The 12,816-nt window shown below is 74.8% G+C and carries 12 protein-coding genes; 3 read left to right on the top strand and 9 right to left on the bottom strand.

The window, feature by feature from the left end; all coding sequences use genetic code 11:
- Positions 1-98: 98 nt before the first annotated feature.
- Entirely contained in the window at positions 99-1,601 is a 1,503-nt protein-coding gene (locus AB0E96_RS15465; RefSeq protein ID WP_359823315.1) for a TIR-like protein FxsC, read from the bottom strand.
- 198 nt (positions 1,602-1,799) lie between these two features.
- On the opposite strand from AB0E96_RS15465, the gene AB0E96_RS15460 reads away from it, so the two are divergent.
- Positions 1,800-1,994, top strand: a complete 195-nt coding sequence (locus AB0E96_RS15460) for a DUF397 domain-containing protein (RefSeq protein ID WP_359823313.1) — start codon at positions 1,800-1,802, stop codon at positions 1,992-1,994.
- 156 nt (positions 1,995-2,150) lie between these two features.
- Here the strand turns inward: AB0E96_RS15460 and AB0E96_RS15455 are convergent, their stop codons facing one another.
- Positions 2,151-3,644 (bottom strand): MBL fold metallo-hydrolase, encoded by a 1,494-nt coding sequence (locus AB0E96_RS15455; RefSeq protein WP_359823311.1) that lies wholly within the window; start codon positions 3,642-3,644, stop codon positions 2,151-2,153.
- Positions 3,645-3,721: 77 nt separating this feature from the next.
- Here AB0E96_RS15455 and AB0E96_RS15450 point away from each other — a divergent pair, with 77 nt between their 5' ends.
- Positions 3,722-4,297, top strand: coding sequence for a TetR family transcriptional regulator (locus AB0E96_RS15450; protein WP_359823309.1), 576 nt, complete (start codon positions 3,722-3,724; stop codon positions 4,295-4,297).
- A gap of 68 nt (positions 4,298-4,365) precedes the next feature.
- Here AB0E96_RS15450 and AB0E96_RS15445 read toward each other — a convergent pair whose 3' ends face one another.
- Positions 4,366-4,869 (bottom strand): N-acetyltransferase, encoded by a 504-nt coding sequence (locus tag AB0E96_RS15445; protein WP_359823307.1) that lies wholly within the window; start codon positions 4,867-4,869, stop codon positions 4,366-4,368.
- Between the two features lie 81 nt (positions 4,870-4,950).
- Complete coding sequence (locus AB0E96_RS15440; RefSeq protein ID WP_359823304.1) at positions 4,951-6,213, bottom strand: beta-ketoacyl-[acyl-carrier-protein] synthase family protein; 1,263 nt, start codon at positions 6,211-6,213, stop codon at positions 4,951-4,953.
- Positions 6,214-6,279: 66 nt separating this feature from the next.
- Between AB0E96_RS15440 and AB0E96_RS15435 the strand changes: the two genes are divergently transcribed.
- Complete coding sequence (locus tag AB0E96_RS15435) at positions 6,280-6,906, top strand: TetR/AcrR family transcriptional regulator C-terminal domain-containing protein (RefSeq protein WP_359823302.1); 627 nt, start codon at positions 6,280-6,282, stop codon at positions 6,904-6,906.
- Positions 6,907-7,011: 105 nt separating this feature from the next.
- Here AB0E96_RS15435 and AB0E96_RS15430 read toward each other — a convergent pair whose 3' ends face one another.
- The 5 genes from AB0E96_RS15430 to AB0E96_RS15410 all read right to left on the bottom strand — a co-directional run bounded on the left by AB0E96_RS15430 (position 7,012) and on the right by AB0E96_RS15410 (position 12,651).
- Complete coding sequence (locus AB0E96_RS15430; protein WP_359823300.1) at positions 7,012-7,725, bottom strand: AAC(3) family N-acetyltransferase; 714 nt, start codon at positions 7,723-7,725, stop codon at positions 7,012-7,014.
- A gap of 158 nt (positions 7,726-7,883) precedes the next feature.
- Complete coding sequence (locus AB0E96_RS15425) at positions 7,884-10,301, bottom strand: FxsB family cyclophane-forming radical SAM/SPASM peptide maturase (RefSeq protein WP_359823298.1); 2,418 nt, start codon at positions 10,299-10,301, stop codon at positions 7,884-7,886.
- Between the two features lie 57 nt (positions 10,302-10,358).
- A complete protein-coding gene (locus AB0E96_RS15420; RefSeq protein ID WP_359823296.1) occupies positions 10,359-10,544 on the bottom strand; it encodes a hypothetical protein in 186 nt (61 codons plus the stop codon).
- Between the two features lie 314 nt (positions 10,545-10,858).
- Positions 10,859-12,031 (bottom strand): HEXXH motif-containing putative peptide modification protein, encoded by a 1,173-nt coding sequence (locus AB0E96_RS15415; protein ID WP_359823293.1) that lies wholly within the window; start codon positions 12,029-12,031, stop codon positions 10,859-10,861.
- A 200-nt stretch (positions 12,032-12,231) separates the two neighbouring features.
- Complete coding sequence (locus AB0E96_RS15410; protein ID WP_359823290.1) at positions 12,232-12,651, bottom strand: hypothetical protein; 420 nt, start codon at positions 12,649-12,651, stop codon at positions 12,232-12,234.
- Positions 12,652-12,816: the final 165 nt, after the last annotated feature.

Raw genomic sequence — 12,816 nt, 5'->3', positions numbered from 1 at the left:
GTCCTGCTCCGCCGCCCGCCGCTCGGCCTCCCGCTGGGCGGCCAGTTCTGCGGCGGTGAGCCCGCCGAGGCGGAGGTTCCTGGTGCGGTTGTCGTCGTTCATCGCGGTCCTCGTCCTCCCAGGGGCGCCATCCCGTCATCGGGTTCATCGCCGTCGTCGCGGTACGGGGCGTGCTCGCGGGACGGATCGTGCTCGCGGTGCGGGTCGTGCTCGCGGTGCGGATCGTCGCCGTTGTGCCGGCTCCGGCGGGTGGTGCCGATGGGGCGGCCGTCACCGTCGCCGCCCGCGCGGTCGTCGCCCTGGTCGTCCTCGAAGGGGTCCTCCGGAGGTCCGTCCGGCCCGTACCCGCCTCCGCCGCGGCGGAACGCGTCCCGCAGGCTCGGCCGGGGCGGCGGCGGTTCCTCCGGTTCGACCCGCATGCGGCCCTCGAACGCGTACTTGGCCTTCATCGCCGCCCGGGGCAGCGCGTCGTCGAAGTCCTCCAGGCTGCCCAGTCCGGTCGGACCGGTGGCGCCGAGGAAGCTGGGGCGGCTCGCCCGCCGGGAGATGCGCAGCGTCTCGTCGCTCAGGTCGCCGAGTTCGTCGGAGCGTTCGGCGCACTCGGGGTCGTCGCCGTTGAACGGCTCCAGGATGCTCACCCAGGTGGCGTCCGAGCGGTCGAAGCGCCGGACGAGCTCGCGCCGGCGCGGGTCGCGCAGCGCCCAGCGGTCGAGCAGCAGCAGTCCCGGGGCCTCGGCGTTGCCCTCGATGATCGACTCCACCTCGTCGTCGAACTCGTGCACGGTCGGCTGGAACCCCAGCTGCCGGGCGAGCCGCGCCGCGTGCTGGGCGATCGGCGTGCCGACCGGCCGGTACGGGTGCCAGTCGGTGCGCCGGTCGCCGTAGTAGTCGGGGCTGCGGTCGGCGGGCAACTCGTTCTGGTGGTAGGCGAGTACGGAGATCCGCAGCTGCTTGGTCGGGGCGGTCACGTTGAACGCGCTCGGGAGGGCGTTGAACTCCAGCCGCCGCCCGACCGGGATCACCGTCTCCTCCGCGACCTGGACGATCCGCGCCGCCAGCCTGTGCACGGCCAGCTCGTAGGCGGAGCGGAAGTAGCTGAGCTTCATCAGGGCGTACAGGCCCTCGGTGGCGTACTCGGGGCCGAAACTCGTGTGGTTGAACTGGAGTTCACTGGCCACGTTCGGCAGCCGGTAGCGGCTCATCGGCGCCCACAGCACCGGCACGATGCCGCTGGTGCGCTCGGAGTCGAGGTTGGCCGGATAGACCGGCCGACGGGTGAAGGCGTGCCACTCCTGGCCGCACGGAACGCTGTTGAAGTACCGGGGGGAGTAGAGGGGGACGAACACCCGGCACGTCGCGAGCTCGTCGGACAGCCGGTCGGCCCACAGCTCGCCCTGGTGCATGGACTCGTCCATGAAGCCGACGGCGGCCCCGTCCGGGACGGTGGTGAGCTGGAGCACCGCCTCGCAGAGGTCCCGGTACAACTGCCTGACCCAGTGGTTCGGGTCGCTCGCGCCCCGCGCACCGGCCTTGGGGGTGTGCGCGTAGGAGAGGAAGAAGTACGGGCGGGCGTCGTCCTCGTCCCAGCCCCGGTCAGTCACACGCGCCTCCCCCGGGCCCGTCGGCAAACCTGCCTCCCGCAGCCCCCGTGCGGCGGGGCTTCAGTGTAGGAACGACTGACACCCCAATGGAATAGCACAACGTCTCGCACGAATTGACATGACCGAAACGATGCCGCCACCCGTGCACAGGGAGCAGTACCCTCGTTCCGGCCGCACCGCACCACCGGGAGGACATCCGTGGACCACCTCGACTGGCAGAGGTCCAGCACCAGCGGCGACGGGGGCGACTGGATCGAGATCGCCTCCGAGGGCGACCACGTCCACATCCGGCAGTCCGACGACCCCGCCCTCGTCGTCACCACCACCCGCGCCAAGTTCAACGCCTGGATCCTCGGCGCCAAGGCCGGAGAGTTCGACCACTTCGTCTCCTGATCCCGTCCGGGGCCGCTGGCCGGAACCGACCGGCCGCCCCGGCGGGTCGGGCGGCTCCGTCGTCCGCGGGTCAGGCCGTTCCGTCGGCCGTCGGCAGCGGTCGTCCCGCGCCCACGCCCGCGCACGCGCCGCGCGCCCGCGCTTCACGCCTTCACGTCACGCCTGCGCCCCGGCGAGCCAGCCGTCCAGCGGGACCCGGCAGGTGTTGAGGATGCCGGCGATCGTCCCGTACGTCCCGACCAGCGCCAGGAGTTCCAGCACCTGCGCCTCGGAGTGCCGTTCGACCAGCGCCCGCCAGGTGTCCGGGGCGAGCGCGTGCCCGTCGTGCAGCTCGTCGACGGCCCGCAGCAGCGTGCGGTCCGGCTCCGACCAGTCCGGGTGCTCCGAACCCTCCTGGACGCGGGCGATCTCGGGCCCGGTCAGCCCGGCCGCGGCGCCGAGGCGGACGTGGTGCTCCCACTCGTACGTCGAGCCGGTGCGGTGCGCGGTGCGCAGGACGGCCAACTCGCGCTCGCGGAACGGCAGCAGGCCCTGGTTGAGCTGGGCGAGCAGGGGCGCGAGGGCGACCAGCAGGTCGGGGTGGTGGCCGATGGTGGCCAGCACGTTGAGCACCGGGCGGCCCGCCAGCGGCCCGGCGCCCTCGGCGAGGAGGGCGGCCGCGGGGCCGTCCAGACGGCCGGCGAGGGCGGCGATCTCGGCGGGCGGCCGCGGCACCAGCCGGGCGGCCTCAACGGTGAACTCGTCGAGCCCGAGCAGCAGTTCCTCCTCCCCCGGGGTCCCGTCGCCGTTCAGTTCGCGGTACACGGCGCCGATGTTGAGCAGCAGCCGCTCGCGGTCGGCCCAGTCCTCGAAGCCGTCCAGGTCCATCTCCCGCGCCGCCCGCAGCACCGGGGTGCCCACCCGGTGGACCCGCTCGGCGTGGTCGCGGACCCGCTCCAGGTAGCCGCGGAAGATGCGGACCTCGGGCTTGCCGACGACGGGGCCGTGCCCGGGCACGATCGTGTCGACGTCCAGGCCGAGGATCAGGTCGCAGGCGGCGATCCAGCCCTCCACCGGGCCGCTGTGGACCACCGGGTGGCCGCCGACGAACAGGATGTCCCCGGCGAACAGCACCCCGGCGTCGGGGACGTGGACCAGCACGTCGCCCCGGGTGTGGGCGGGCCCGACCTCGATCAGCCGGACGGAGCGCCGCCCGACGGCGACCTCCAGCTCGCCGCTGAAGGTCCGGTTCGGCAGGGTGGGCGCGATGCCGGTGAAGTCGAAGGCCTTCCGCATGTCCTGGACGACCCGGGGGAGCGGCAGGTCGCCGGGCGCGGCGAGGAGTTCGTGGAGGTGGTCGCGGGCCATGTCGGCCGCGGCGGCCTCGGAGGCGATGACGGTGGCGTCCGGGAGCAGTTGGTTGCCCCACCAGTGGTCGCCGTCGCTGTGGCTGTTGACCAGGGTGCCGACGGTGACCCCCGGGACGGTCCGCGCGACGGCGCCGAGCAGGTCCCGGGTCTGCGGGACGGTGAACAGGGTGTCGACGAGCAGTGCCTCGCCGCCGGAGACGATCAGCCCGGCGTTGCTGAGGCCCCAGGAGCCGTTCGGCTGGAGGTAGGCGTAGGTGTCGGCGGCGATTTCGTGCAGGCCGAGGGTGTACGGGACGGCCATCGGTTGACCTCCTCGCTAGGTGGACTGGAGTACAAGATGTACTCCAGTCCACTCATGTATTCAAGTACACTTTCCAGGTGACCTCGACTTCGACTCGACACGACCAACGCCGCGCCGCGACCCGGGAACGGCTGCTCGCCGCGGCACTGGAGCTGTTCGCCACCCAGGGGTACGCGGCCACCACCTACGACCACATCGCCCGGCGCGCGGACGTGGGACGCCAGACGGCCTTCAACCACTTCCGCCGCAAGGAGGACTTCGTCACCGCCTGGGTCCAGCAGCGGCACGAGGTCCTGGACCGGCAGGACGAGGCGCACGCCTCCGCCGTCGACGCGCTCGCGAGCGCACTGCGCACCCTCGCCGAGCTCAACGAGCGGGAGTACCCGCTGGCGAAGGAACTGCACGACAGCGGAGTGCTCCACGCTGCCTTCGCCCTCGGCACGACGGCCCCCCGGGCGTTCGCCACCGCCGCCCTCAGGGGGCACGAACAGGGCGAGATCCGGCTGGGGTTGAACCCGAGCGCCCTCGCCGACCTGGTGTTCGACACCTACGTCACGGCCCTGAGCCGCTGGCTGGCCGCCGACGCCTCCTACCCGCTCGCCGACGCCCTGCTCGCCCGACTCCACCTCCTCGCGGCCGGCTTCAGGACCTGACCACACGGGCGCGGGCCCCGCCGAGTGGACGGGGCCCGCATCGTGCGCCTGCCCCTGGCGGCGGCCGCTCACCTACCGGGGTGCTCCGGCAAGGCGATCCAGTCCTCCCAGGAGACCCCACGCCCGAGGAAGCGCGGCTGCTCGAACGGCCACTCAGTGGCGATCCACTGCGGCACCAAGGCGTCCAGCGCCCGCTCGACCTCGCCGCCCACCAGCCGGTCCACCACCCACCAGGCGATCTCGCCGTCCGCCCCGGCCTTCTCCGGCGGGTCGATGTAGACACAGCCGAGCAGGGACGTCTCCGCCGCGTCGAGCAGCGCGTAGTTGAAGGACTGGTGCGCGGCGATCTCCTTCTCGTGCCGCAACAGGTCGGCCTGGTTGGCCTCGTAGGTCATGGTGGCCGCCGGCCAGCCCCAGGCCGGGCCGAACATGCTCCACAGCCGCTCGCGCGAGCCCATCACGGCCGGATAGTCGAGCACGGCGTCCGCCTCCCGGACCGGCCGCAGGTGATGGGCCCCGTCCGGCAGCGGCACGTGGACGGGGTGGACGAAGTCATCGGGAAGCCAGCTCATGGCGCCCGACCGTAGCACCGCGCGGAATTCCGCTCTCCTGAATTGGCGACGGCCCCTCGGACAGCGGTGCGTTCGCGTGGGTCATGGCGTGGTCGGCACCGTACGGGACGCCCGGTGCCGTGCGCCGGTGACGACGAGTGAGACGTTCTGCCCACCGAAGCCGAAGGAGTTGCTGAGCACGGCCTCCTGGGGGACGTCCCGTCGCTCCGCGGCGACGTCGAGGTCGATGTCCGGACCGACGCCGGCCGCGGTGAGGTTGCGGGTCGGCGGGATGACGCCGTGCTTCACGCTGAGGACGGCGATGAGTGCCTCGATCGCGCCGGCGGCGCCGAAGAGGTGTCCGAGCGCCGCCTTGGGAGCCGTCACGGTGGCGCGGCCGAAGACCTCCCGGATCGCGCGCGCCTCGGCGAGGTCGCCGACCGGGGTTCCGGTGGCGTGGGCGTTGATGTGGCCGATCCGCTCGGGAGCCAGGCCGGCTCGTGCGAGGGCCTTCCGCATGGCCGAGACCTGGCCGGAGCCGTCGGGAGCGGGTGCCGTGATGTGGTGGGCGTCGGCGGCGACGCCGGCGCCCGCGAGGACCGCGTGGACGCGCGCGCCCCGGGCCGCGGCGTGTTCGGCGCTTTCGAGCACGACGACGGCCGCGCCCTCGCTGAGGACGAATCCGCTGCGGTCCGCGGCGAACGGCCGGGAGGCCGAGGCGGGTTCGGCGGTGTGCCGTGACAGAGCCAGCGCCCGGGCGAAGCCGGCGACGGTGATCGGGGTGATGGCGGCCTCGGTTCCACCCGCGATCACCACGTCCGCCTCACCCGCGCGGATGAGCCCGGCCGCCAGGGCGATCGCCTCGGCACCGGAGGAGCACGCCGAGACGGGCGTGTAGACGCCGGCCCGCGCACCGTATTCGATACTGATCAGCGCCGCCGCCGCGTTGGGCATGAGCATCGGGACCGTGCGGGGCGAGACGCGCCGCGCCCCGGCCGCCTCCAGGGCGTCGTCCTCCTTCAGCAGCGTCCGGATGCCCCCGATGCCCGTGCCGACCGCCGATGCGAGCCGGTCCGGGTCCACCCGCGGGGAGCCGGCGTCGGCCCAGGCCTCGGCCGCCGCGACGAGGGCCGCCTGCTGCGAGCGGTCGAGCCGCCTGGCCCGCACCCGCGGCAGCGATGCGGCGGGGTCGACCGCCATCGTCCCCGCGACGGTGTCGGGAAGGCCGGCGTCCTCGTGGCCGGGCAGGACCCCGCCGCGGATGCCGGACTCGCCGGCCAGCAGGGCGTTCCAGGTGGACGCCACGTCTCCACCGAGTGGCGTGATCGCGCCGAGTCCGGTCACGACGACTTCAGTCCGGTGCATGCCCTTGGACCTTTCTTGTATGCGATACAAGCGAACGCGGCCAGTTGTATCACATACAATTCAGGCGTGGAGAAGAAGCGAACCGAAGTCCGGTCAACGGCGGCCCGGTCGCGCGACCGCGGTCGCGCGACGAGGCGCCGGCTGATCGAGGCGACCGCACGGCTCTGCGAGGAGCGGCCCGGCGCCGAGTTGAGCGTCGCGGAGATCGCGAACGCGGCAGGCGCCTTCCCCAACCAGGTCACCTACTACTTCGGTTCCAAGGACTCGCTCCTCGTGCACGCCGCCTTCCTCGGCCTGCTGCACGACGCCCGACGGATCGAGCGCCTCGGTCGCCAAGCCCCCGACGCGGCGACGTTTCGACGCAACATCGCCCGCGCCGTCCTGGCCATGCCCTCGCTCCCGTCGGTCGCGCGAGCACTCGCCGCCGGGATCTCCAAGCCCGACCTCGCCCCCGTGGTCGACCGGCACCTCCAGCTGCTGTTCCGACAGTCCGAGCGTTTCGTGGGCCGGCTCGTCGACAGCCGCGGCTGGAGGACCCGCAGACCGCTCGGCGTGGAGGCCAGGACGTTCTGGAGCACCGCGCTCGGCGCCGTACTGCTCGTCCGCGCCGGGGCGCACGGCACGGTCGCCGACCTCGACCTCGCGGGAGCACTGACCATCCACGACGAACCCGAGCACGGCCAGGGCGCGTAACGGGCCCTGGCCGACTCCTCGCTCCGGGCGGGAAGCCGTGTGCGTGGGACGCCGGCCTGGCCGGCGTCCCACGCAACACGATGGCGGGGCTGAGCGGGGCGGGTTTCAGGGGCGCCCGCGCCGCAGAACGGCCTCGGCGAGGTCGACGGCCTCCCGGACCGGCACGAGCCGGCAGTCGGCGCCGCCGACGCGGGCGGTGGTGACGCCGCGGGCGGTGCGCAGGACCTCGGTGCCGAGCGCGCCGAAGTGGAGGTCGTCCAGGTCGGGGGCGCGGAACACCGTCCAGCCGTCCTCCCCGACGCAGCGGTACTCGCGCACCGGCACGTCGGGCAGCCGCAGGTCGGCCAGATGGAAGGCGGTGAAGCGGTCCATCGGGACGCCGAGCATCAGCACCTGGGCGTCCAGTTCGTAGAGCCGCCCGAGCGGCGACTCCGGGCCGAGGTGGGAGGTCAGCGGGTGGTGGGCGGTGATCTCCCGGGCGAACCGGCCGACGGCCGCCCAGGAGGTCTGCGGGTGTCGGCTGCGCAGCGCGCCCGGCCACGAGCGGATCGCTTCCGACAGCGCCCCCATGGTGGGCGACGCCGGGGTGACGGCCGGGTCGAAGCGGGGCATCCGGGCCTGGTAGTCGGCCACCTCCGCCGGGGAGAGACCGGCGGTGGCGGACTGGTGGATGCGGGAGGTCGCGGAGTTCTCGGGCGTGGCGGTGTAGGCGACCAGGGTGCCGTCGGGGCCGAGGAGTTCGAGCAGGGCCTCGATCAGGCCGGCCGCCCCGCCCGGCACCGGTCCGAGGGCGCGCAGGGACGCCTGGACGTGCAGCACCGTGCCCGGGCGGACACCGAGGTCGACGAGTTCGCGGACGAGGGGGAGGGCTGGGGAGGCGACGGCGACGCTGCCGGCGCGGGGTTCGGTGAGGATGGCGGTTCCCCCGGGTTGAGGGCCCCGGGCGAGGGAGGTCCCGGGGCGGCGCGAGTGGGAGGTCAGACCCCGGCCCGTGCCTGCCGCGCCCGGTCGGCCGCCTGCTCGGCGGCGGCGGGGAGCGGCAGTTCGAGCCAGGGTGCCACGGTGGCACGCATGCCGTCGGCGAAGCGCAAGCCGGTCCCGGTCAGGGCCCCGGACGACGCCAGCCGCTCCACGGCCTCGGCGGTGTACCGCCGCCAGAGCGCGAGCTGTTCGCGCGCCCGGTCGGCGGCCGGGCCCGGCAGTCCGTCGTACGCGCGGGTGCGGGTGCCCCAGTACTCGGTGACGGCCAGGTGGGCGTAGGTGCCCTGGAACAGCCCTTCGAGCGGCCGGGGGTCGGGCCGCCAGGGGGCGAAGTACAGCGTGGGGTCGGCCCGGTCGTACAGGTCCGTGAGGTCCAGTACGGCGCCGAGCTTGACGTGCTGGAACTCGTGGGCGAGCAGCAGGGCGAGGGTCGGCGCGGTGGCGGGCCGGGCGATCCCGACGGCGCCGTACGCCTGTCGGGCCGCCGAGCTGACGTCCCGGCCGGTCGGGCCGGGGCGCAGCGGGGTGATCGTCGTCAGGCCGGCCCGGATGCCCTCGGCGTACCCGGGCAGGTCGCGCCCGAGCAGTTCCCAGGCCTCGCGCAACGCGCCCGTCCAGTCGAGCAGTTCGGCCTCGGAGAGGCGGTCGGTGACCGGGTGGTCGTGGCTGTCGCGCAGCGGGTCGGTGTCCTCCAGGGCGACCGTCCAGCCGCCGGCCAGCCGGATCCGCCGCAGGGGTTCGTCCAAGGCGGTGGGCTCCAGGGTGCGCACCGTTCCGTCGGACGCCCGTACCTCGAAGCCCTCCGCCCGCCCGGTGACCACGGCCTCGCCGTCGGGTACGGCGATCCGGCCGAGCGTGGGCAGGTGCAGCCGGCCGCCGCGCACAGGCACCGCCACCGCGTCACCCCGCCCGGCCCGTACCGCGGCGGCCGCGGCGAGCGCGGCCAGCGGGCCGAGGCCGACCGGGAGGTCCCCGGCGAGCCGGCGGGCGGCCCAGGCGCGGGCGTACGGGTGGGCGAGCACGGCGTCCACGGCGGCGGGGGCCGCCGCGTCGAGTTCCGTCAGCAGGGCCCACGCCCCGGCCCGTCCCTGTCCGGAGGCGTCCCAGGCGGCGGCCAGCATCGCCCGGGTGAGGGCGAGTTGGGAGCGGCCGAGCGCGGCGACGGTTTCCGCGCCGCCGTATCCGCGGGCGAGCTCGTCGAGTTGTGACGGGGTGAGCGCGCCGGGCAGCAGCGGCTCGGCGCCGGACCGGGGGGCCTCGCCGGCCTGCGCCGGAACGCCGACCGGACTCCCGCTCCCCGCAATGCCGTTGATGAACGTCATGAGATCACCGCAGTAGACGGAGGGATGGTCGAAGCTGCCTCCTCCATCGTCGCTCCGATAGCGGTGGGCGTACAGCCCGCCACCGCAGGAGCGCACCACGGAGCAGGCGCGGCAGGCCGCGCTCAGCCCGGCCAGGCCGGACTGGCGGGCGGCGATGCCGGGGTGGCGGGCGAGGTCGTCGAGGCTGTGCGCGAAGACGTTCATCCCCGTGACGGGCGCCCCGTCGTACGCCGTCTTCAGGCTGTCCGCCTGCTCGAAGGTGCCGTCCGTCTCCAGGACGGCCAGGTCGGAGGGTTCCAGCCCGAGCGACTCGGTGAGGCTGGAGAACCCCCGCAGGGTCCGGTGCACGGATTCGAAGGTCCGCACGGCGAACGGCCGCCCGTCCGTTTCCCACAGCCTGTGGACGGTCAGCAGCCAGTCGGCGTACGGGGTGGCGCCCAGCGCCGCCGGACGGGCGGGCGGCTCGTCCCAGGTGGCGTGCGGGAGCAGGAAGTCCACGGCGGGCGGCCGGAGTTCGGCGAGTGCCCGGTAGACGGCCACCGGGTCGTTGGCGACGTCCATCGTGCACAGCAGCCCGGCGAACAGGTGCCGGTGCTCGGGCTCGTTCAGCAGACCGACCGCCCGCAGCACCTGCGGGTGACTGCTGCGCCCGTCGGCGAACCGCCGGTGGCGGTCGTTGGCGGCCCGGTCGCCGTCCAGCGAGATGCCGACCTTGATGTCCTGCTCCGCGAACAGCGCGCAGAAGGCCCGGTCCAGCAGCACGCCGTTGGTGTGGATGCGCAGGTCGAGCACGCAGCCGGGCGGGAGCGCCGCCCGGAGCGCCTCGGCGGCCCGGCGCAACCGGTCCGGGCCGGCGAGCAGGGGTTCTCCCCCGTGCAGGACGACCCGGACGGCGGGCAGCCGGTGGGCGGCCGCGTGCTCACCGATGCGCTCGGCGGCCTTGGCCAGGATCCCGTCCGCGATGACCTTCGGCCGGGACCGCCAGCTGCTGTCCGCGTGCTCGTAGACGTAGCAGTGGTCGCAGGCCAGATCGCACCTGCTGTGCATCTTGACCACGAACTGCGTCAACGGCAGCGGAATCGACGTCGTCATGGAGCTGGGACTGTTCGGTTCGGCTCGGTCTGGGTTCCGCTCGGAGGTCCCGGTCGGTCAGATCGAGGAGTTGAAGGCGGCGACCGGCACGAGGCCGGAGTCCGCACCGGGGAGCGCGCGCTGGAGGCGGGCGGCGAGCTCCTCCGCGCCGAGCGCGGCGAGATCGGCGAGGGAGGGGCGTTCCGGCGTCTCCTGAGGGTCAGTGAGCTTGCCGGCCGGCCTGGTGCTGGTTACCGGAGTCATGTTCGTTTCCTTAGGCGCGGTTAGGACCTGCCGAGGGTGGGTAAGCCCACCCGGTTGCGACCAATGTAGTGCCCGCGAAGACTCCGCGCGGCACCTTGCGGACTCACGTTGGGCTCCCCGGGCGGCCGACGTCGCACGACGGCGCGTTGACCCCCCGGAATTCACCCGTTCAGCGGTCGCGCACTTCGCCGTGGCGCACGCCGAAGCGCGTCGCGGGGGCGAAGACGGGGACCGGCACCCGGGCACACCCCGGGAGTGCCCGGTGGAGCCCCCGGGCAAGCGCGCCATCCGGCCAAGCCTTCACCGCGCCGGATTCATTCCCCCGGGCCCACGCCCCCGGAACGGCTCCCGCGGGCCCGCCCGCCCGGACCCGCCCCCTCGGGCTCGCTCCCCCGGCCTCGCTCCCCCGGCCCGCCGAGCTCCCGGACGGCCCGCACCAGCTCCGCCGTGAACTCCAGCCCGGCCACGGTCAGTTCGCCGCAGCCCAGGAGCGTCTCCCCGGCCGCCAGGGTGTGCGCCCGCCAGCGCACGGACTCCTCGTGCGCCCGGACGGCGTCACCCGCCCCGGCGCCCGCCCGGCCGGCGGCCGCCTGCGCCTCCGCGCGCCAGAAGTCCGCCACCCCCAGGTGCGCGTACGCCCCCTGGAGCAGCGCCCCGGCCGGGCGCGGATCGGGCCGCCAGGGGGCGTGGTAGACGGCCGCCCCGTTGGGCCGGTGCAGCGGCACCAGGTCCAGCAGGGCGCCGAGTTGGACGTGCAGGAACTCGTGCACCAGGGCCAGCGCCAGCAGCACCGGATCGCCCGGCAGCGAGGCCGCCACGGCACCGTAGGCCCGCCGGGCGGCGGCGCTGACCGCCTCCCCGCCGGGGGCGGGCCGCAGCGGCACGACGGTGGCCACACAGGCCGCGACGGCCCGCGCGTGGCGCGGGTGACGGCGCACCAGGATGCTCCACGCCTCCGCCAACCGCCGCTCCCACAGAGCGAGTTCGGAGAAGCTCAACGGCCCGGCCGGCGGACGCCCGTAGTCCAGCCGGCGAGGGCCGGCGTGGTCGATCGACGGCGACCAGCGCAGCCCCTCGCACTCCAGCGCGAGCGCCGGGCCGGGGCCGCTCCGGAGGAACTCGCCCAGCCCGTCGAGCGCGACGTCCTCCCCCGCCGTCGCACCGCGCAGGCAGTCGGCCGCCCAGGCGTCCAACTCCGGCCGCAGCAGCACCTCTTCCCACCGCTCGCGGTCGTCCCGCTGCAGCGCCCGCACCCTGGCGTACGCCTCCCGGTAGCCGTCGTGCCCCGGCGCGGCCCGGCGCAGCGCCAGCAGCAGCAGCGCCCGCTTGCTCAACTGCCCGGCGCGCAGCAGCCGGACGGCCTCCGCCCCGCCGCGCGCGCCCGCGATCGCCCGGAACGTCGCCCGGTCCACTCCGTGCCGGGGCAGACCGTCCGCCCCGCGCGCGCCCGGCACCCCGGCCGCCACCGCCTCGCCCGTACCCGCCACCGCTCGTCCTCCTCGTGTGTGCGGCTTCCCGGCCCGGTCGGGCCGACCATCGCCCAACCCGCCCGGCCCGCCCGCGGTCTCCCCGCGCCGGGGCGGATCAGCCGGACGGCGGCCGGGCTTGACCCGGACGGGTGAGCCGCCGGGCCGCCCGAGCCCGCCCCCATCGCCCGGAGCCCGGGCCCTTGGAGCCCGGCGGGCCGTCAACTCCCCACCAGCCCCGCCACCCCCGCCCGCAGCCGCCCCGCGATGTGCCGGATCAACCGGTCCAGGTCCGCGCAGTACACCGAGGGGTGCCCGAAGCCGTCCCCCGCCCACCGGTGCGCGTACAGCCCCCCGCCGCAGACCCGGGCCAGCGGGCAGCCGGCGCAGACCGGTCCGAGGCCGGCGAGGCCGCGCTGGCGGGCCCGGAAGGCCGGGTGCGCGGCCGCCTCCGCGAAGCCGTGCCGCCATACGTCCAGGCCGGTCCCCGGGGCCCCGTCGTAGGCCGCCTTGAGGCTGTCGGCCTGCTCGATCGTGCCGTCCGTCTCGATCACCACCAGGTCGACGGGGGCCAGCCCGACCGCCTCGCTGGCCGCCCGGCCGCCGAGCAGCAGCACCGCCAGCTCCTCGAACAGCCGCACCCCGGTCTCCCGTCGCGGCGCGCCGTACCAGCGCTCGAAGGCGGCGATCAGCCATTCCCCGTACGGCGCGGCCCTTGAAGAGCTCGCGGTCCTCGCCCTTGTTGATCGCCTCGACGTCGGCGCCGATCAGCTCGACGCCGTACTTCTCCAGCGTGCCGGCCGCGT

This window comes from Kitasatospora sp. NPDC036755 (genome assembly GCF_040636595.1).
Lineage (GTDB): Bacteria > Actinomycetota > Actinomycetes > Streptomycetales > Streptomycetaceae > Kitasatospora.
This window is presented reverse-complemented; position numbering and strand designations above follow the sequence as displayed.